This is a genomic window from Couchioplanes caeruleus (genome assembly GCF_023499255.1).
GTDB lineage: Bacteria > Actinomycetota > Actinomycetes > Mycobacteriales > Micromonosporaceae > Actinoplanes > Actinoplanes caeruleus_A.
In genome coordinates, this window is record NZ_CP092183.1 from 214172 (window position 1) to 233696 (window position 19525).

Annotated in this window: 13 protein-coding genes and 1 pseudogene; 7 read left to right on the top strand and 7 right to left on the bottom strand. The window is 69.2% G+C overall.

Annotated elements, in window-relative coordinates; genetic code table 11:
• Position 1: 1 nt before the first annotated feature.
• The 3 genes from yidC (at position 2) to rsmG (ending at position 2867) form a co-directional block, all read left to right on the top strand.
• The gene (gene yidC, locus COUCH_RS01020; protein WP_249610238.1) at positions 2-1030 is read left to right on the top strand and encodes a membrane protein insertase YidC; all 1029 of its coding nucleotides are present in this window, start codon (positions 2-4) and stop codon (positions 1028-1030) included.
• 148 nt (positions 1031-1178) lie between these two features.
• On the top strand, positions 1179-1739 hold the full coding sequence (locus tag COUCH_RS01025; RefSeq protein WP_249610239.1) for a protein jag: 561 nt from the start codon (positions 1179-1181) through the stop codon (positions 1737-1739).
• A gap of 351 nt (positions 1740-2090) precedes the next feature.
• The gene (gene rsmG, locus COUCH_RS01030; protein WP_249610240.1) at positions 2091-2867 is read left to right on the top strand and encodes a 16S rRNA (guanine(527)-N(7))-methyltransferase RsmG; all 777 of its coding nucleotides are present in this window, start codon (positions 2091-2093) and stop codon (positions 2865-2867) included.
• A 239-nt stretch (positions 2868-3106) separates the two neighbouring features.
• On the opposite strand, the gene COUCH_RS01035 is transcribed toward rsmG, so the two are convergent.
• Complete coding sequence (locus COUCH_RS01035; RefSeq protein WP_249613964.1) at positions 3107-3991, bottom strand: hypothetical protein; 885 nt, start codon at positions 3989-3991, stop codon at positions 3107-3109.
• 853 nt (positions 3992-4844) lie between these two features.
• Between COUCH_RS01035 and COUCH_RS01040 the strand changes: the two genes are divergently transcribed.
• From COUCH_RS01040 to COUCH_RS01050, 3 genes and pseudogenes are all read left to right on the top strand, one after another.
• Positions 4845-5861, top strand: coding sequence for a ParA family protein (locus tag COUCH_RS01040; RefSeq protein WP_346015964.1), 1017 nt, complete (start codon positions 4845-4847; stop codon positions 5859-5861).
• The gene (locus COUCH_RS01045) at positions 5858-6943 is read left to right on the top strand and encodes a ParB/RepB/Spo0J family partition protein (RefSeq protein ID WP_249610241.1); all 1086 of its coding nucleotides are present in this window, start codon (positions 5858-5860) and stop codon (positions 6941-6943) included. The genes COUCH_RS01040 and COUCH_RS01045 overlap by 4 nt, the downstream gene beginning before the upstream one ends.
• Before the next feature lie 3523 nt (positions 6944-10466).
• Positions 10467-10980, top strand: a pseudogene (locus tag COUCH_RS01050) (hypothetical protein); the annotation flags it as partial.
• A gap of 1362 nt (positions 10981-12342) precedes the next feature.
• Here the strand turns inward: COUCH_RS01050 and COUCH_RS01055 are convergent.
• Together COUCH_RS01055 and COUCH_RS01060 are read right to left on the bottom strand one after the other, a co-directional pair.
• Positions 12343-13317, bottom strand: coding sequence for a D-alanine--D-alanine ligase family protein (locus COUCH_RS01055; RefSeq protein ID WP_249610243.1), 975 nt, complete (start codon positions 13315-13317; stop codon positions 12343-12345).
• Positions 13314-14615, bottom strand: a complete 1302-nt coding sequence (locus COUCH_RS01060) for a PLP-dependent aminotransferase family protein (protein ID WP_249610244.1) — start codon at positions 14613-14615, stop codon at positions 13314-13316. Before COUCH_RS01060 ends, COUCH_RS01055 begins: the two co-directional genes overlap by 4 nt.
• Before the next feature lie 291 nt (positions 14616-14906).
• Between COUCH_RS01060 and COUCH_RS01065 the strand changes: the two genes are divergently transcribed.
• Entirely contained in the window at positions 14907-15572 is a 666-nt protein-coding gene (locus COUCH_RS01065; protein WP_249610245.1) for a GNAT family N-acetyltransferase, read from the top strand.
• 496 nt (positions 15573-16068) lie between these two features.
• Here COUCH_RS01065 and COUCH_RS01070 read toward each other — a convergent pair whose 3' ends face one another.
• The 4 genes from COUCH_RS01070 to COUCH_RS01085 all read right to left on the bottom strand — a co-directional run bounded on the left by COUCH_RS01070 (position 16069) and on the right by COUCH_RS01085 (position 19412).
• Positions 16069-17220 carry an N-acetylmuramoyl-L-alanine amidase gene (locus tag COUCH_RS01070; protein ID WP_249610246.1) on the bottom strand — a complete coding sequence of 384 codons (1152 nt, stop codon included), beginning with the start codon at positions 17218-17220 and terminating at the stop codon, positions 16069-16071.
• Between the two features lie 177 nt (positions 17221-17397).
• The gene (gene trxA / locus COUCH_RS01075; protein ID WP_249610247.1) at positions 17398-17721 is read right to left on the bottom strand and encodes a thioredoxin; all 324 of its coding nucleotides are present in this window, start codon (positions 17719-17721) and stop codon (positions 17398-17400) included.
• Positions 17722-17735: 14 nt separating this feature from the next.
• Complete coding sequence (gene trxB / locus COUCH_RS01080) at positions 17736-18695, bottom strand: thioredoxin-disulfide reductase (RefSeq protein ID WP_249610249.1); 960 nt, start codon at positions 18693-18695, stop codon at positions 17736-17738.
• 141 nt (positions 18696-18836) lie between these two features.
• Positions 18837-19412, bottom strand: coding sequence for a hypothetical protein (locus COUCH_RS01085; RefSeq protein WP_249610251.1), 576 nt, complete (start codon positions 19410-19412; stop codon positions 18837-18839).
• Positions 19413-19525: the final 113 nt, after the last annotated feature.

A 19525-nucleotide genomic window follows, 5' to 3' on the forward strand; every position in this document is an offset into this window, starting at 1 on the left:
ATTGAGTCTCGACTGGATCTACTACGGCATTTCGTGGATCCTCCTGCGCTGGCATGCCCTGTGGGACACCATCGGCATCCCTGACGGACCGGTGCTCGGCACCAACTGGTCCTGGATCCTCTCGATCGTCTTCCTGGTGGTGACGCTGCGCGTCATCCTCTTCCCCGTCTTCGTCAAGCAGATCAAGTCCCAGCGGGCGATGCAGGCGCTGCAGCCCAAGGTCAAGGAGCTGCAGGAGAAGCACAAGGGCGACCGGGAGACGCTCCAGAAGGAAATGATGGAGCTGTACCGCGTCGAGAAGGCCAACCCGCTCATGGGCTGCCTCCCGATGTTCCTGCAGATCCCCGTCTTCCTCGGCCTGTTCCACACCCTGCGCCGGCTCAGTCCGGACAACCCCCGGCCCACCCTGTACGGCTGGACCGCCGAGCAGTTCCACTCGGCGACGCACTCCGCCCTGTTCACGGCTCCCCTGCCGGCCAAGTTCGGCTCCTCCCCCGCCGAGCTCGCCGCCCTGGACGCCGGCAGCGGCGCCACGGTGAAGATCATCGCCGGTGTGCTGGTCCTCATCATGATGGCGACCACGTACCTCACCAGCCGCCAGATGATCCTCAAGACCGGCTGGGCCGAGGACCCGCAGCAGAAGATGATCCAGCGCCTGATGCTGTACGGCATCCCGCTGTCGCTGCTCGTCTCCGGCTCGCTGTTCCCCATCGGCGTGGTCATCTACTGGGTCACGAACAACCTCTTCAGCCTCGCCCAGCAGCAGTGGGTGCTCCGCAAGTTCCCGCCGCCGCAGATGGCGGGCAAGTCGGGCTCGACCTCCGCCCGCCCCGCGAGCAGCGCGACCGCCGGCAAGGGCACCACGAAGAACCCGGTGCAGCCCGCGACCCGTGGCCTCTTCGGCCGCAAGCAGGCCGAGCCGGAGCCGACGACCCCGGGCGTGGACACCAAGGCGCTCGCCCCGAAGCCCGGCGCGAAGCCGGTCAACCCTAAGAAGGGCGCCCGGCCCGCGAACAAGCCCAAGGGATGACGCAGCAGCGGCCCGGGCTACGTCCGGGCCGCGCGCGCCCCCCGGCGAGGGCGGCGACACAGACCTCCCCGCGCACCGGCGACGGATCCGGCCGGCGCGGGAAACAGCGGACCGAGCAGGTCCGGCCCGAGAGTACGGAGATGAGACCGTGACCGACACCAGCACTCCCAGCGCCGAGGAGACCACCGCCACCGCCGCGGAGTCCGCCGGTACGGAGGAGACCAAGAAGTCGGAGAGTGTGGCCTCCGACTCCGACCTGTTCCGGCAGAGCGAGATCGCCGCCGACTACGTGGAGGGGCTGCTCGACATCCTCGACTACGACGGCGACATCGACGAGCTCGTGTCCGCGGGACGGCCGATGGTCGAGGTCGTCGGCGGCCGGCTGCAGCCGCTCGTCGGCCAGCGCGGCGCGACGCTGGAAGCGCTGCAGGAGCTGACCCGCCTGGCGATCTTCCGCGCCACCGGTTCCCCCAGCCGCCTCCTGCTCGACATCGGCGGCTACCGCGCCACCCGCCGCAAGGAACTCACTGCAGTCGCCCGCAACGCGGTGGAGAAGGTCAAGGAGCACGGCGACGCCGTACGCCTCGAGCCGATGTCCGCCTTCGAGCGCAAGTGCGTCCACGACGTGGTCAACGCGATCTCCGGCGTGGAGAGCGAATCCGAGGGCGTCGAGCCGAACCGCCGCATCATCGTCCGGCCGGCCGACTGATCGCGCGACATGACTGACCCACGCTCCGGCGCGGGAGACGGTGGCCCGGGCGCTGTGATGCCTGGGCCGTCGTCGTCTTCCGCCCCGTTCTCAGCTGTCGGCTCGTCGCCGTCCTCCGCGATGCCGTCCTCTTCCGGCTCGTCTCCGTCACCGTTGCCGGTTGCGTCCTCCGGCCCGGTCGCGTCTTCCGGTTCGGTCGCGTCTTCCGGTTCGGTTGCGTCTTCCGGTTCGGTTGCGCCTTCTGAGTCGGTCCCGCCTTCTGGCTCGGTCCCGCCTCCCGGGAAGACTCCGTCCTCTGGCTCGGGGTCGTCATCCGGGGAGTCGTCGTCCTACGGCACGGACCTTCCTTCGATGCCGGCCCCGCCGGCCGGCGGTTCCCTCTTTGATCCGCCGGCCGAGCATCGCGACGCTGCCGAGCGGGTGTTCGGCGAGCGTCTCGAGCTGGCCGGCCGGTATGCGGAGCTCCTCGGCACCGACGGCGTCATCCGCGGTCTCATCGGACCGCGGGAGGCGCCCCGCATCTGGGAACGGCACCTGATCAACTGTGCCGTTATGGCTGAGATGATCCCTATCGGCGCTTCGGTGATTGACGTGGGGTCTGGTGCCGGTTTGCCCGGTATCGTGCTGGCAGTGGCCCGGCCCGATCTCACGATCACCCTGGTCGAGCCGCTGGCACGACGTACCGCTTTCCTGACCGAAACGGTGACAACGCTCGGACTCGACACGGCCGTCACGGTCGTCCGAGGACGCGCGGAAGACCTCGCCGGTGGACCCCCCGCCCCCGCCGATGTCGTCACCGCCCGCGCGGTGGCACCGCTCGACCGGCTCGCCGGATGGTGCCTCCCGCTCGCCGCCGTCGGCGGCCGGCTGCTGGCACTCAAGGGTGCCTCGGCCGAGGAAGAAGTCGCGGAACACCGTCAGGCGGTCACCCGCCTCGGCGGCGGCGAACCGGTCGTCCGGCTCTGCGGAGGCGGCCTGATCGACCCGCCGACCACGGTCGTCGAGATCGTGCGGGAGCGCGACGTCGTGGCACCACGGCCGAGGCCGTCCAAGCGGGCGGCCACCCCGGGCCGCTCCGCCGACGCCGGCGGACGCGGCGCCGGGAAGAGGAGATCGCGGAGGGGATAGATGGGCAGGCGGGGCGCTCGGAAGCGTACGGGGAAGATTCCACCCTCGCCCAGACCGGCGGTCTCCGCGCCGCCGCCTTCTTCCGAAGCGTCCCTGCCTCCTGGAGCTTCCGTGCCTTCTGGAGCTTCCGTGCCTTCTGGAGCGTCCCTGCCTTCTGGAGCGTCTCGGCCTCCTGCTGAATCCGTGCTGCCTTCTTGTGGATCGGAGCTGCCGGATTCCTCTGGTCGTGCCGCGCCGCTCTACGTCGGCTCTGATCGCTCAGCGTGTATCGGATCAGGCTTCGATGAGCTGGCCGAACCTGTGCTGGTTGCAAGTGGTCTTCTGCGCGGCGAGGTGGCGGCTGCTCGGATGGCACCGGAGGCCGTGTCGATCGACATGGGGGCTGTATCAGTCCCGGGCTGCAATGCGATGGAGTCCCATTCCACGGGGGGCCTCCCCGCTCCCGAGACCGCGTTGCGCCGTGCTCCCCTGTGGCCGGTTGTTTCGACTGCGGCTTCGGCCTCTTCCGGGGGTTCCGCTCGCACTCCGATTGCCTGGGCCAGCCCCGGCTCCGGCGCCAATTCTGCTGCCGGCGGTGCTACTGCTGATGCGGCTGCAAGCGCTGAGGGATCCGGTGTCATCCGCACCTCTGCCGCTGCTACCTCTAACTCTGCGGCCGTCATCACCGCCTCTACCGGCTCGGTGACCACCGGCTCTGTGACTACCGGCTCGGCGGCCAGTGGCTCGGCGGCCGGCGGTTCTGCGACCCCGGGCTCGGCGACCAGCGGTTCTGCGATCGCGGGCTCGGCGCCCAGCGGTTCTGCGATCGCGGGCTCGGCGCCCAGCGGGTCTGGGCCGATCGCCTCCACCGCCTCCACCGCATCAACCGCCTCCACCGCCTCCTCAGCTTCCTGGGCCACCGCGGACACCAGCTCCCAGTCTGCTGTGACCGCCTTGGCCGCCTCCGCGACTACCGCCTCCGGGTCTGCGGTGACCGCCTCCGCGGTCTCCGCGGCCACCGCCTCCGCGGCCACCGCCTCCGCGGTCTCCGCGGCCACCGCCTCCGCGGCCACCGCCTCCGCGGCCACCGCCTCCGCGGCCACCGCCTCCGCGGTCTCCGCGGCCACCGCCTCCGCGAGGACCATTGCCGCAACGGCCGCGGGCGTCGGTGCCGATCCTGCAGGGAGCCCTCCGGCCGGTTGCGAGGACGGTCCTACTGCCCGCCCCGGTGCGATAAGCCCGCTGCCATGCGACGAAACGGTCGGCCCGGGCGCGCCGGCTTCGCTGGCTGCGCAGGAAGCCACCGCCGGCCCGGCCCGAGGAAGAAGGTCCCTCTCCGGGGTGGGCTGGCCTGACCAAACTCGGACGTACGGGGCGACGCTTCGGCTCGTGCCCGGATTCATGACGTTCGAGGTGGCGCCGATTCATACGGTGTGGACTCAACAGGCGGACAACCGTGGCATGGCCCGCCCGGCGGCCGTAGGCTGGCCGCGCGTCGATAGTGTGGACCGGACGGCGGGCGCACCGGATGCGCCGCCGTTTCCTGCCGGACCGCACGCTCGCGGTGCCGACCCAATCCAACCAGGCAGGGATAAAACGGTGCATGAGTATGGCAGGGGCCCCGACGGTGACCCCGGCTGGGACGGTGTTTCACGTGAAACCGATCCGTACGCCGGTCCCGATCGGAGTGTGAGCTTGAGCGTCACCTTCAACAGTGGGGAGCAGGGCGTGCCACAGCCGCGTACGGGGAACGGCGGTCAGGTGTACGGCACCCCGGTCAGTCCCGACGTGTCTCCTCCCGACCCTCGTCGCCCCGCCCCCGCGCCGCGATCCGGCCCGCCCGCCTCTTCGGTCTCCGCCTCTGCGGCCGTACCGTCCTCTGGCGCCCCGGCCATGCAGCAGCATGAGGTGGAGTACGCAGCTCAACCCGCGTCGGCGCCTCCTGGCTCGGCTCCCCCGGAGTCGTCGCCGTCTTCGGCGACGGCGGACGGCCGCCTCATGGCGGACGGCCGATCGGCGTCCGATGGGCCGGCGGGTGAGTTCGTCGCTGACGGTGGCTCGACTGCTGAGAACACGGCGACCGTGGCTTCGGCCGATGGCGCCTCCCCCGAGGATGTTTCACGTGAAACGCCGGGCCGGGATGACGACGATCCACCGTTGGCCATGGAAGCGTTGCGAGCTGTGCAGATTCTCAACCCGAGCGGCGAGATCACCATGCCGCGACCGGATCACCCCCGGGTGCTCTGTGTCGCCAACCAGAAGGGTGGCGTGGGCAAGACCACCACGACGGTCAACTTGGCGGTGGCCCTCGCGCTGCACGGCAACCGCGTCCTCGTGGTCGACTTGGACCCCCAGGGCAACGCCTCCACGGGCCTCAACGTGCCACATCACGCCGGCGTGCCGGACGTGTACGACTGCCTCATCGACAACGTGCCGCTCGCCGAGGTTGCGCAGCCCGTCGAGGGCATTCCCAACCTCTTCTGCGTACCGGCGACCATCGACCTCGCAGGCGCCGAGATCGAACTCGTCTCCGTCGTCGCCCGGGAGTCCCGGCTGGCTCGAGCCATCGCGGCGCACCCGGAGAAGTTCGACTACGTCTTCATCGACTGCCCGCCGTCGCTCGGCCTGCTCACGGTCAACGCGCTGTGCGCGGCGCAAGAGGTGCTCATCCCGATCCAGTGCGAGTACTACGCGTTGGAGGGTCTCAACCAGCTGATTAACAACATCAACCTGGTCCGGCAGCACCTCAACCCCACGCTCGACGTGAGCACGATCCTGCTGACCATGTACGACCGTCGCACCCGCCTCGCCGACGCCGTCGAGCAGGACGTGCGCAACCACTTCGGCTCCAAGGTGCTCGAGGCGGTGATTCCCCGCAACGTACGGGTGTCGGAGGCACCGAGCTACGGCCAATCCGTGATGACCTACGATCCGGGATCGCGGGGCGCCACGAGCTACTTCGAGGCTGCTCTGGAACTCGCAATGCGCGGAGTCAACACGGGAGGCGCGGCATGAAGAACCGTCCACGGGGTGGCCTCGGCCGCGGCCTGGGGGCATTGATCCCCACGGCGCCGCCGGCCGCTGCGACGGTAGCCGCCGAGGCGCCGCCGGCCGCTCCCCCGGCTCCGGCACAGTTCTCCGGTACGACCACGGAACAGCCGCCGGCCGATACCGTGGCCGCCGCACCGGAGCCAACCGACGCCGCGGTCCCCGAGTCCTCGCCTTCGCCGTCCGAACTGCCGGCGGAAGATGATGGTGGGCTCGCGCCGGTGCCCGGAGCCAGCTTCGCGGAGCTTCCGGTCACGGCGATCGTGCCCAACCCCAAGCAGCCCCGACACGTCTTCGACGAGGAAGCGCTGGAGGAGCTCAAGACCTCCATCCAGGAGGTCGGCTTCCTCCAGCCGATCGTCGTCCGCAACATCGGCGACGGCAAATACGAGCTGGTCATGGGCGAGCGCCGCTGGCGAGCGGCTCAAGCGGTCGGCAAGGAGACCATCCCCGCGATCGTCCGCGAAACCCGCGACGACGCGATGCTGCGGGACGCCCTCCTCGAGAACATCCACCGCGCCAACCTCAACCCGCTGGAAGAGGCGGCCGCGTACCAGCAGCTCCTCGACGAATTCGGCGCCACACACGAGGAACTCGCCCGGCGCATCGGCCGCAGCCGCCCGCAGATTTCCAACACGATCAGGCTGCTCAACCTGCCGGCTCCCGTACAGCGCCGCGTCGCGGCGGGCGTTCTGTCGGCCGGCCATGCGCGGGCCCTGCTCAGCCTGGAAGACAACGACCAGCAGGAACAACTCGCGCTGCGCATCGTCGCCGAAGGCCTTTCCGTACGCGCAACCGAGGAGCTCGTCTCCCTCGCCATCGCGGACGGCCCGGCGAAAAAGTCGACGCCCACCCGACGCGCGAAAGTACACGCCCCCGCGCTGAACGACCTGGCCGAGCGGCTCTCGGACCGGTTCGACACACGAGTGAAGGTCGACATCGGCCGGAACAAGGGCAAGATCACAATCGAGTTCGCGACCGTGGACGATCTGGAACGGATAGTCGGCATGATCGGCGTCGAGGACGAGGGTACGAGCTCAGGAGACTGATCTCGGAAGCCGTCGGGCCGGCGGCGAAGGACGAAGACCTGCGGGCACGTGATTCTGGCGGATCACGTGCCTTCTTCATTGCCACGGGTGGCCTTGGACCGAGGCATGGTGGCGGGCGGCTGATTCGGTTCCGTGAGGCGGTGGCTCTCCGCTCCTCCGCCGTCGAACGAGGCCGACCCATCCGCGGTCGTTGCCTTATCCGGTTGGCTCCATCGGCCGACATGTCGAAGCCTGACACGCAGCCTTGTTACGAAGGAACTGGGTGTTCGTGCGCTCTGGTCCGACGACGTGATTCGTGAGGTTGACCTAGATTTTGGGGCCTCGAGCGGTTCTGTCAGAACGATTCTCCTGGGATTTCGGTGTCGCCGGTTTTTCGCTGACGAGCGAATTTGGACGCCCCTCGACGACGATTTCGAACCCTGATGTTGTTGTTCCGAACGGTCGGGCGACCGCGCGGCCGCCAATGCGATAGTCCCTCACGTTTGGGCTGCTCTGCTGTAGCGGTGCGGCGCTGTACCCAGCCGGAGCGAGGGCAGAGATGGCTCGGGGTTGCTGATCGCCCATGTGCTCTCCGGGGGGCCCGATCGGCAGTAGCGCGGCGTCAGCGAAAGGCCGGTACGCCCGCGTGCGACCGCCACCGCCACCGCCACCGCACTGCTCTGCTCTGCCAGAACGTCGCGGAACTCTGCCGCGTTGGAGGTTGCGCTCAATTCCGCACGGCGCCGATGACGTCTTGAACACGCCTCCGCATCGTTGGCATTCCGGCACCAGGTCGTCTCGGTGCGCAGAAGTGACGAGTTGGAGACGTCGTTTGATAGCTATAGAGGTCCTGCCTTTGTGGAGCCCGTGGTTCTAGTACTGCGGGATAATCGGAGACGAGGCTCGCAGGCGCGAGTATGAATGTTGCACTTGCGCGCACCGTCGAGTTTCCCTACTTGCTGCGGTGTGGTGACGTCGCATCAGTTGTGCTGTGCGAACGGCGGCGCTTGGCTGGCTGTCGGTGACAGGCGTTCTTCTTGTACTGATCGCGTTGGTGGCTCCGTCGGCTGACCCCCAGCCCACGTTGGTGGGCCGCTCATGGTGCCGCTTCTGCAGTTGAGTTCCGGGAGTGCTTCTCGAGCCGGTTCGAGGCGCCGCTCGTCTGCCGTTTCACGTGAAACGGGCGACAGAGCAACGGTGTAAGGGTCGTGAGTGTGGACACGTGGCCAGGTCTTGCTGCCGACTCTGCGCCCATCAGGCGACGCCCTACGTCGTGGCAATTCGGTCCGACTGCTGTTCGCTGGCTCAGCCCGATGGCTGGGGCACAGGCGAGGGGATACCCATGCGCTCGGGGCAGCCGCAGGCGCTTCCCTCGATACGGGAGCCACTTCTCCTGTGCCCCCCCTGTTAGCTTCTGGCGGTTGTCTTGCGGAGCGACGGTCAAGCTTCTCGGCCGGCCGGGCAACCCTGGGTGGGCCGGAGTCGGTAAGTGGCGTCCCCACTCGTAGCGGCGTGGATGCTCGGTACACGGAAGTTGGCGGTAAAGGCGGCCCTGATCGGAAGGGCGCAGCTCGGAATGGGGAACCTACCGACGCCAGCTTTCTTGATCAACGCAGGACCGATGAGTGGAAGGCGTGAGCCGACGGCAACAACCGACGTGGAGCAGGGATGGTTGCAGAGAAGCCGGTGAAGTCGGCTCGCTGTTGAAGCCCGCGCTCGGCCCGGGTCCGGTGTGGCGGTTCCGGCGGAGCTGACGGCGCGGCTGGGGCGTACGCCGGCCCCGACGGAGCTGGCGGCGAGCCCGCGGCGATGAGCCGTGCATGACGTCGTAGCGAAACGGACCGACCCGCAAGTGTGCTGGATAAGCAGGTGGGGCTGAGCGAACCGTCGTTTCACGTGAAACGGTCCGCCGATGTGTGGCCGCGAGCCCCGAAGCGCCGGGCGATCCCCAGATCGTTCCCGCGTGGGATACGTCTTTCGTCAGCGGCTCGAAGCGAGAGGAAAGCGGGCTCCATCAGCACATCCGAAGCTGGTCCGTTCTCGAGCCGACCCAGGTGAGGAGGTTCCTGCTCGCCCCCACTCTGGCCCGGCGACGCCGTGGCACCACGCCAACTTAGTTGCAGCTCGGACCAGGCCGCCGCTCCGCTTGGTGGTTCCGAACCGGCGGCTGAGGCCATCATTTCCGAGCCGGATTCTGCGTCGGCGTTGTGGGCCAGTTCGCTGTCGGGTGGCGTCAGGGAGGTGCGATTCTGGCGGGGTTTCCACTCATCGGTTGCGGTAGAGGCGCACCTTTAAGTTGAGTCCATGACCTACGGCGACATGCTGCCAAGCCGCGCACGATGCTGCTGGTGGGCGCACGCCACGCCAGATCTGGCATCTCCGTTAGCCGCTCGGGTGGATTCCGGCTCGACGCTCGTTCGGGCCCGACCTAGGCGGCTGTTGAACAGCTCGGCCGTAGCAGACCGAGTATGCAGCGGGAGCTGTCGTTTCACGTGGAACCGCCGCGTGGATCAGTGTGGCTTCCCAGCCTGATTCACCTCGACCGAGGCTCAGCATTCGCCTCACACCAGACCCGACGATCGAGTTTCACGTGAAACGGCGCGACCGTGCGTCGGCTCCCTATGGTGAACCTGCAGAGCTCGAGCGAGGCGCTGCTGGAAGGATGCCGTCCCGCCCGCCAGGCCCGGCTAACGACCACCGGAGATGGCGTACCTTGCGCGAGGGCGCCCAACCGCCCGCGTCTAGCTTGTTCCTCGCGACTGCTAGAGCGATGCCGGAGAAGTCCTCACTGACCAAACCGCGTTCAAGACCTGGATGAATTGTTCGACCATGCTCCTCCGGCTGTTGGGTTCTTCTCCGCCGGCTGCCCGCCCTGCGGCTGCGAAAGGCGTGTCACGGGCCGACACGAAGAAGCGCGATGGCCGACTCTGCACCACGGGCATCCACATGTTGGTCTCGCGCCCTGCCCCTAGCGGGTTGTGGACTGGGTCGCTGAGACGACGCTCGAGACCCACGGCGATGCCTGCGATTGTGCGGTCTATCGCCACCAGACGGTACAGCCGGCGGGACTTTCTCCCAGAGCCGTCACATCGCCAAGACCGGGTGGCCACGGAGTACGAGCGTGCGTTGGCGTGTACCCAGCGTGGGCCGCTACATCGGTCGGCGACAGTATCCACAAGCTGTGTGTGACCTTGTTGACAACGATCGGGACCACCGTTTCACGTGAAACGGCGCCGATGGGCGGGAGTCCTTCCACCGCGGTATCCACAGGGTGCACAGGCCTGCGACATGGCGTTTCACGTGAAACCGGCGAGCCTGTGGATAACTTCTGTGGATAACTTTGGGGTCGTCGGGACGTTAGCTGGCGGTGACGTTCGTCGACGGGTGTCGGGTGGCTGAACGTACGAGGGGGCGGTGGCGAGTTCGGTGGGAAATTGACCCGGGACAGTGCCGTGTCGCCTGCCGTAGGGTCAGCGGCGTGCCTGAGTACAGCCCTTCGCTCCCCGAGTTCACGCGGTGGCCCTCGTTCCCTTTTGAGGGCGACATGCGGGTCAAGCGCCTGGCCGACCCCGTCGATGTCGAGCCCCCGCGGAGCGGTGAGGATGCCGGGGACTGCGTCGCCTGCAACACCTCTGACGAGTCGTACATCTGGGTCAGTGAGCGGTGGCGGGTGCGGGCGATGGACCGGCCGACCGGGCTGCCGATGGTCCTCATCCTGGAGTGCCGATCTCACCTCGACCTCGGCGACCTAACGAACCTGCTGGCCGCCGAGTTGGGGGTCATGACCGTACGCCTCGAGCGTGCGATCCGCTCACTTGACGGGGTCGCGCGAGTCCACGTGAACCGTTGGGGTGATGGCTCCGCGCACCTGCACATGTGGTTCCTGGCGCGGCCCTACGGACGACTCCAGCTCCGTGGCACTTTCCTGTCGCTGTGGGACGACATCCTCCCCGTGATTCCCGAGGAGCAGTGGCGCGGGAACCTGGCCCTCGTGGCAGCGTGGCTCGCTGAGTTCGGCGGCCGTGCCATTGCCGAACCACCTCACATCCACTGGGAATCGCCGTCCACGTTCAGCAACGACGCCACCCTCTCCGGGGCTACGCGGAATCAGGATGCGACGGACCCGGCCGAGCCGGCCGGCCAGAGCGACGCAAAAGGCACGACCGAGATACATCTCTCGAATGCTGCCGGCGAGATGTCCCAGGGACGGCCGCAGACAGAAGGCGTGGAGGCGGCCGCCGATGAGCAAGCCGCAGGCGGAGATGCTGCGGCCAGGGGAAAGGTAGTCGAAGACGGGAAGGGAGTCGGCAATAGCCAACGCGGCGTCGGCGAGACCGAAGGTCGGAGTGCGTCGGCAGCCGGAACCGCGACCGAAGGTGGAAGCGTGCCGGGAGCCGGAAGCGCGACCGAAGGTGGGAGCGCACCGGAAGGCGGAGCCAGGGCCGAAGGTGGGAGCGCGCCGGGAGCCGGAAGCGCGGCCGAAGCTGGGAGCGCACCGGAAGGCCGAGCCGCGGCCGAAGGTGGGAGCGCCGGGGAAAACGGCAGCGCCGACGAGCCTGGCATCTCCGCTCGAAGCGACGAAGCCGGAAACAACAGAACCGAGGCGGAGAGGGAAGATTCCGGCGAGGGAAGACCGGCGGGACAGGTTGGCCCCAACGAGCCGTCGAACCCCGGCACATCGCTTGGCCCGGCATCCCAGGACCGAGACACGGCGGATCTCACCGACTCCGCTCGCCGTACATTCGACGAGGGTCAGACCCAGAACCTGACGGCTTACGCGAGGAACTTGAACCACCCCACGACGCCGGTCGCTCGTCCGGCCGAGCAGTCCGCATCGGCTACCGCTTCACCGGACCGGCCGACCGAGCTCTCCGCCGGAGACGACGGCGCTCAAGTCAGCGACGCCTGAGCGCATACGCCGAGGTCCGTGCCGCGCGAGCCGGGTCGCGCCGGCCGGTTGATGTCCTCAAGATGGGGACGCTCAGCCCGAGGAAGCTCGGACCCCGCAGGCTCAGCCCGCAGAAGCTCAGCCCGCTGAGGTTCGGACCGCGCAGGCTTGGCCTGCGGAGGCTCTGACCGCGGAGGTTCAGCCCGCGTAGGCACCGCCCGCGAAAGCTCAGCCCGTGGAGGCTCAGCCCGTGGAGGCTCAGCCCGTGGAGGCTCAGCCCGCGGAGGTTCGGACCGCGCAGGCTCAGCCCGCGCAGGCTCAAATGCGGGGATTCAAGGCGGGGAGGCTGAGACCGCGGAGGCTCAAGTCGCCGCCGCTCAAGCCAGCCAATCTTGATCCGCCCGGCTTGAGCCAACGACACCCGAACTCAAGAGACCCCACCAACCCCGGAAACAGTGAAGGGACAGCGCAGCCAGAGCCGAAGCTCAAGCAGCCCTACCCCACCACCCACGACACCCCGCGCCGGGATGACTCACCCGCACCCACGGGCAATGGCCAGACCCACAACCTGAGACAGAACCTTCCCCAGGTCCAATCCCCCAGCCTGTACCGCCAACGGAAGCAGCGAGGTCTCCGTCATCCCCGGCGACACGTTCACCTCGAGCACATGCGCCACCCCCTCCGCGTCGACGATCAGATCGACCCGCGAGAGATCCCGCAGTCCGAGCGCCTCGTGCGCCGCCAAGGCCGTACTCGCCACGGACGATGCCACTGACGGAGACAGCCGGGCAGGCGTGTGCCACGTAGTCAGCCCGGCCGTGTACCGGGCCGCGTAGTCGTACACCCCGTTTCTCGGCACGATCTCCACGGCCGGGAGAGCGATCGGGCCGTCGCCCAGGTCGACGATCGAGACCGCGACGTCCATGCCCGCCACGTACTTCTCCACGAGCGCCGTCGAGTGGTACGCGAAGCAGCCGACCATGGCCGCCGGGAGGGCCGTCGCCTCGCGGACGACGGATGCTCCCAGGCCGGAGCCGCCCTGGGCCGGCTTCACCATCAGGGGCAGGCCGAGGCGGTCGGCGATCCGGTCGAGGACTGCCACCGCGCCGAGTTCCGAGAAGCGGTCGTGGGGCAGGGCCACCCAGTCCGGCGTACGGATGCCCTTTTCGCGCAGCATCGACTTGGCCGAGGGCTTGTCCCAGGCGAGGCGCGATGCCGACGCCGAGCAACCGACGTACGGCACCCCGCACAGATCCAGCACGCCGCGCAGCGAACCGTCCTCGCCGGTTGCGCCGTGCAGCGCGATCACCACCGCGTCCGGAGGGTCCTCCTGGAGCGTCGGCAGCAGGGACACGTCCGCGTCGCGCATCTCCGCGGAGAGGCCCACCGCGCGCAGGGCGTCGAGGACGCGGCGGCCCGAGCGCAGGGAGACGTCGCGCTCGTACGAGAGGCCACCGGCGAGGACGAGGACATGCGGTTCTGTGGACGTACCCATGGATGTGATCATGCCAAGTCGGGACCGGGAGCGTCCGCGCCGGCCGGGCCACGACGGCGGTGCGGGGTCGTCGGGCCGAAGACCGCGCGCATCGCGAGCTCCTGCTCCATCACCCCGGCCAGCCGGCGTACGCCCTCGCGGATGCGGTCCGGAGCCGGGAACGAGAAGTTGAGCCGCAGATTCTCGGTGCCCGTGCCATCGGCGTAGAAGCCCGTGCCCGGCACGTACGCGACCCGCGCGGCGATGGCGCGCGGCATCATCGCCTTCGAGTCGAGGCCCTCGGGGAGCGTCGCCCACACGAACAGGCCGCCGTCCGGCCGCGTCCAGGTGGTGCCCGCCGGCATCAGATCCTCGAGCGCGTCGAGCAGGGCGTCGCGGCGCTCGCGGTAGATCTCGCGGTACGTCTTGATCTGCTCGCGCCACGGCATGGTGGACAGGTACTGCGTCACGGCGCCCTGGGCGAACGCGCTCGGGCACAGGATGTTCGCCTCGGACGCCATGACCAGCTTTTCGCGTACGGCATGGGGAGCCAGAATCCACCCGACCCGCAGCCCCGGCGCGAAGGTCTTGGAGAACGTGCTCAGGTAGAACACGCCCTCGCGGCGGCGGGCGCGCAGCGGCCGCGGCGCCTCGCCCTCGAAGCTGAGCATTCCGTACGGGTCGTCCTCGACCACCAGCAGCCCGTGGCGCTCGCAGATGTCGAGGATCTGCTCCCGGCGCTCCTCGGTCAGCGTGACGCCGGCCGGGTTCTGGTACGTCGGGATGGTGTAGAGGAACTTGGCCCTCCCACCTGCCTCTGCTATCGCTGCCTCCAGAGCAGCCGGCACGAGCCCGTCGGCGTCCATGGCGATGTGCCGCACCTGTGCCTGGGCGGCCTGGAACACGCCGAGTGCGCCGACGTACGTCGGCCCCTCGGCGAGCACCACGTCGCCCGGGTCCAGGAACAGCCGCGCCACCAGGTCGAGGGCCTGCTGACCGCCGACGGTCACCACCACGTCGTCCGGGGATGCGCCGTTCGAGGCGTCGATGCCGGAGAGCGTCATGACCTCGCAGATGCGTTCACGGAGCTCGACCGTGCCCTGCCCGATGCCGTACTGAAGGCTGGTCGTGCCCATGTCGGTGGCAAGCTTGCTCATCATCTCGCCGACCGCGTCCAGTGGCAGCGCCGCGATGTACGGCGACCCGCCGGCCAGCGACACCACTTCGGGACGGCTGGCGACGGCGAAGAGGGCGCGGATCTCGGAGGTCGTCATCCCGCGGACCCGTCGCGCATAGCGATCGGTGTAATCGTCTTGGGTCGTGCCGGTCATGGAGCTTCACCTCGTCCGGTAGCTGGGCACATCGGCGTCCATGCTAGACGCGGGACTCATGGGACAGCTGTTTCTATTCACAGCGCGGGACGGCTTGCGTCCACAGCGCCGGCCCGCCGCGGCCGCGGCCGCGGTGTTCACTCACCTCGGCCACCCACCCGATGGAGTCCGATCCGCTCCCGTTCAAGCCGATTGCGGCGTAGGATCCGTCCGGGGGCGCGGACGAGCACGTGAACAGGACCGTGCCGCGGAGTCCGGAAACGCTCATCGACACCATCAAGGGGTCCCGCCATGTCGCGACGCCTGGTCAATCTGACCCTCGACACTCTCGAGGACCTGCCCCGTCCGTGCCGGGCCTGCGTCTACTGGGAGCTGGACCCGGTTTCCGCCGAGCGCGCCTGCGCCTCCGGTGATCCGGCGCTCGAGAAGGAAGCCTGGGTGTCGCAGACCCTGCTCGAGTGGGGGTCGTGCGGCAAGCTCGCGTACGTCGACGGCATGCCGGCCGGCTTCGTCATGTTCGCGCCACCCGCGTACGTCCCCCGGTCGATGGCGTTCCCCACCTCGCCGGTCAGCGCCGACGCCGCCCTGCTGATGACCGCGCACGTCGTGCCCGCGTTCGCGGGTGGCGGGCTGGGCCGGATGCTCGTGCAGGGCGTCGCCCGCGACCTGACGAAGCGGGGCGTGAAGGCGATCGAGGCCTTCGGCGACGCGAAGTTCGGGGAGGCCGGCGAAGGTGAGGAAGGCTGCGTCGCGCCGGTCGACTTCTTCCTGTCGGTCGGCTTCAAGACGGTACGCCCGCATCCCCGGTATCCGCGGTTGCGGCTGGAGCTGCGTACCGCGCTGTCGTGGAAGTCGGACGTCGAGTACGCGCTGGAGAAGCTGCTCGGGTCGATGAGCCCGGACGCCCTCCTGCGCCCGGTCCGCCCGGCCGCAGCGACGCGGTCCACCCCCAGCTGAGTCTGGCGAACGCTTCCGGCTCACCACCCGAGCAGACGGCGCCAACCGCGCGCCGAGTAACCCGAGCCGGCCCCGCCGAGACGGACCGAGCCCGCCGCCGCCGAGGCGGACAGAACACGCCGCTGCCGAGGCGGACAGAGCCGGCCCCGCCGAGGCGGACAGAGCCGGCCCCGCCGAGGCGAACCGAGCCCGCCCCCGCCGAGGCGAACCGACCCCGGCGGACCAAGCCCCTCGCGCCGACGCTGACCGCCCCAGGCAGCCCAAGCAGCCCACGCCGAGGCGAACCGGCCCCGGTGGACTGAGCCGCTCACGCCGAACCGAACCGGCCCCAGCGGATCGAGCCGACTACTCGAAGGCGGACCGGCCGGGAACAGACCTGACGAACCGCCCCCTTGAGCGGACCCAGCTGATCACCCGGCTGACCGCCCCAAGGCCGACAACGACACGAAAACGGCGGCCCCGTCCGGGACCGCCGTTTCACATGAAACCAACGTCGTCAGGAATTGCGGGACGCCAGCGCCAGCCGCAGCTGCCGTACGTCGATCGACCCGGTCGGGACGTCCGCCTCCACCGGGTAGTACATGCGCTGCACCGCCGCCAGCACCGCCTCGACGATCTGCTCCCGGAACAGCGGGTCGATCAGCCGCTCCCGGTCGACCGGCGACGTCAGATAACCCAGCTCCACCCGCACGGCCGGCATCCGGGTGAACCGCAGCAGCTCCCAGGTCTTCGCGTGGATGCGGCAGTCGCGCATGCCCGTACGGACGACGACCTCCCGCTGCACCAGGTTGGCGAGCCGCTCCCCCACCGTCGACGTGACGCCGTTGCCGGTGCCGTAGTGGTACGTCGCGACGCCATCCGCGGCCGGGTTGTCGTGCCCGTCGAGGTGGAGCGAGATGAGCAGGTCGGCGCCGAGGCTGTTGGCGAGGGCCGCGCGTTCCTGGCCGGTCATCGACTGGGCCGGGGACGGGCCGCGGGTCAGGTGCACCCGCATGCCGGCCGCCGCGAGCCGGCCCTCGAGCCGGGTGGCGATGTCGAAGGCCAGGTCGGCCTCCGTCCAGCGGAGCTGCCCGTCGGGCACGACCACGCCCAGGTCGTCGGGGCCGCCGTGGCCGGGGTCGATGACGATCGTCTTGCCGACCAGGCTGGAGCCGGACTGGCGGAACGCCTCGGCCTCGCGCAGCCAGTTGGGACGGCCGCCGACGACCTTGCGGCCGAGCCGGCGCAGCGCCTTCATGGTCTGCGGGCCGCAGGAGCCGTCCGGGGTCAGGCCGACCTCGCGCTGGAACTGGGCGACCGCCCGAGCCGTGCGCGGACCGTAGATGCCGTCGGCGCGGCCGGTGTCGAAACCCATCTCGAGCAGCCGCTCCTGCAGCGTCCGGACGTCCTCGCCGACCAGCGACGTCGGCACGGAGTGGAAGAGGGTCCGCGCCCCGAGCTTCCACCGCGCCCCGTCCAGCGCCGACCAGGTCTCGGGGCCGACGAGACCGTCGACACCCAGCCCGCGGCTCTGCTGGAAAGCCCGTACGGCGGTCTCGGTCGCCGGGTCGAACTCGGTCCCGCCGGTGTCCAGCAGGTCGAGCCCGACCAGGATCGAGCGGATCTCCTCGACGGCCGGTCCGGTGTCTCCACGTCGGATCGAACGCACGCGCGGCTCCCTAACAACTGAGGGGGGTAGTGCTGAGGGCAACTCCCGGAGCGTACTCCCCGGGGTCTGACTTGGCCCGGCGGCGACGGGCGCTCCGTGCGGGGAATCACGCAGGGGTGGAACGACAAAGAGTGACGCCCCGCATTCCGATGAATGCGGGGCGTCATGCCGCCTGCGTCAGAGCGCGGACTCGATGAAGGAGACCAGCGCGCCCTTGGGCTTCGCGCCGGCGACCGAGTTGACCGGCTCGCCGCCCTTGAACAGGGTGAGGGTCGGCACCGACATCACCCGGTAGGCCCGGGCCGTCTCCGGGTTCTCGTCGATGTTGACCTTCACGATCTCGACCTTGTCACCCATCTCGGTGGCGATCTCCGCCAGCAGCGGGTCGACCTTCTTGCACGGTGCGCACCACTCGGCCCAGAAGTCGACAAGGACGACCTTGTCGGACTGCAGCACGTCACTGGCGAAGGTGGCGTCGGTGACGGCCTTGGTTGCTCCCACTAGGACCTCCTGGTTTACAGCTCGACGAAAGATGCGATGAAGCGCTCGGCGTCCAGCGCGGCCGCGCAGCCGGTGCCGGCGGCGGTGATGGCCTGACGGTAGGTGTGGTCGACGAGGTCACCGGCGGCGAACACGCCGGGGACGTTGGTGCGGGTGCTCGGGTGGTCGACCTTCACGTAACCCTCGTCGTCCAGCTCGACCTGCCCCTTGAACAGCTCGCTGCGCGGGTCGTGGCCGATCGCGACGAACACGCCGGTGACGTCGAGCACCTTGGTCTCGCCGGTCTGCACGTTGCGCAGCCGGGCGCCGGCCACCTTGCCGTCGGCGCCGAGCACCTCCTCGACGACGGAGTTCCACTCGACCTTGATCTTCTCGTTGTTCATCGCGCGCAGCTGCATCACCTTGCTCGCGCGGAACGAGTCGCGCCGGTGCACGATCGTCACGGTCTCGGCGAACCGCGTCAGGAAGGTGGCCTCCTCCATCGCGGAGTCGCCACCGCCGACCACGATGATGTGCTGGCCGCGGAAGAAGAAGCCGTCACAGGTGGCACAGGACGAGACGCCGTGGCCGAGCAGCTCCTGCTCGCCGGCGACGCCCAGCGGCCGCCACGCGGAACCGGTGGAGAGGATCACCGCGCGGGAGAAGTACTCCTTCTCACCGACCCAGACGGTCTTGAGTCCCTCGGTGCCGGCCTCGGTGGGCTTGTCGGTCAGCTCGACCCGGGTGACGTCGTCGGTGATGAACTCGGCGCCGAACCGCTCGGCTTGCTTACGCATGTTGTCCATGAGCTCGGGGCCCATGATGCCCTCGGGGTGTCCCGGGAAGTTCTCCACCTCGGTGGTGGTCATGAGCGCGCCGCCGGACTGCACGCCCTCGATGACGAGCGGCTTGAGGTTGGCCCGGGCCGCGTAGAGCGCCGCGGTATATCCGGACGGTCCCGAGCCGATGATGATCAGGTTTCGGACCTCGTCCACTGCCGACTCCTCAGTCTGGGTTCGCCGACTCACCGGCGACATCGCACGCTAGAACGTCATGGTAGGAGAGCAACATTCCCCGGCGTCACAGCCTTGTGGGCCGCGGCATAGTAAGGGTGCTCACGCTCCCCGGATGTGCGCTCAGCCTACCTTCACAGCGGCGAGCCGGTCAGCGCCGGAGCCGTCCAGTCCGCAGTCCGCGCCGGTCGCCCAGACCCACGTCCCGTTGCCCGCGGCGAACTGCACGACGAGCGCCGGAGCACCCTCGAACCGGGCATAGTCGACGGCCTGCGCGGTCACCGGACCGGCACTGTTCTCCCGCGAGATCGCATCGAGGCACGCGAGCAGCGACTCCTGTGCGCGCAGCCGGCCGAGCGGGTCAGCCCGGTCCGCCATCACGCCGGGGCCCGGAGCGCTCCCCTTGCCCTGCGCCTCACCCGCATCGGCGGTCTGCGGCCCGCGCTGCTTCCCGGCATCCGCCGCCGCCGCGCGCGAGGCCACCTGCGTCAGCGTCTGCTTCGTGTAGTCGACTCCACTGGACACCGCCTCGGCAGGACCTGCCGGCAACGCGAGCGTCCGCTCGGGCGCGTTCTGCTCGGCGGCCGAGCCGGCCGCCGACGTGGCGTCGGAGGAGTCGGCCGCATCCCACTGCTGGATCCCGAACCCGAGGAACGCGAGCACGCCGGCGGCGATCCCGATCGGGGCGGCCCACTTCAACCGCCGGGTCCGCTTCCGGGCCGTTGCGGGTCGCTCCCCATCACCGGGTACGGCGACCAGATGCCGAGCAGGAGCAGCACCATCGCTACCCGGCTCCATGCGCCCGCGGCGCT

Bases quoted from the DNA above. Each gene is read 5' to 3' on its own strand.
- rsmG (WP_249610240.1), top strand. From the start codon at position 2,091: ATGCCGGCCCCGCCGGCCGGCGGTTCCCTCTTTGATCCGCCGGCCGAG.
- COUCH_RS01035 (WP_249613964.1), bottom strand. From the start codon at position 3,991: ATGGTCCTCGCGGAGGCGGTGGCCGCGGAGACCGCGGAGGCGGTGGCC.
- COUCH_RS01040 (WP_346015964.1), top strand. From the start codon at position 4,845: ATGGCGGACGGCCGATCGGCGTCCGATGGGCCGGCGGGTGAGTTCGTC.
- COUCH_RS01045 (WP_249610241.1), top strand. From the start codon at position 5,858: ATGAAGAACCGTCCACGGGGTGGCCTCGGCCGCGGCCTGGGGGCATTG.
- COUCH_RS01055 (WP_249610243.1), bottom strand. From the start codon at position 13,317: ATGATCACATCCATGGGTACGTCCACAGAACCGCATGTCCTCGTCCTC.
- COUCH_RS01060 (WP_249610244.1), bottom strand. From the start codon at position 14,615: ATGACCGGCACGACCCAAGACGATTACACCGATCGCTATGCGCGACGG.
- COUCH_RS01065 (WP_249610245.1), top strand. From the start codon at position 14,907: ATGTCGCGACGCCTGGTCAATCTGACCCTCGACACTCTCGAGGACCTG.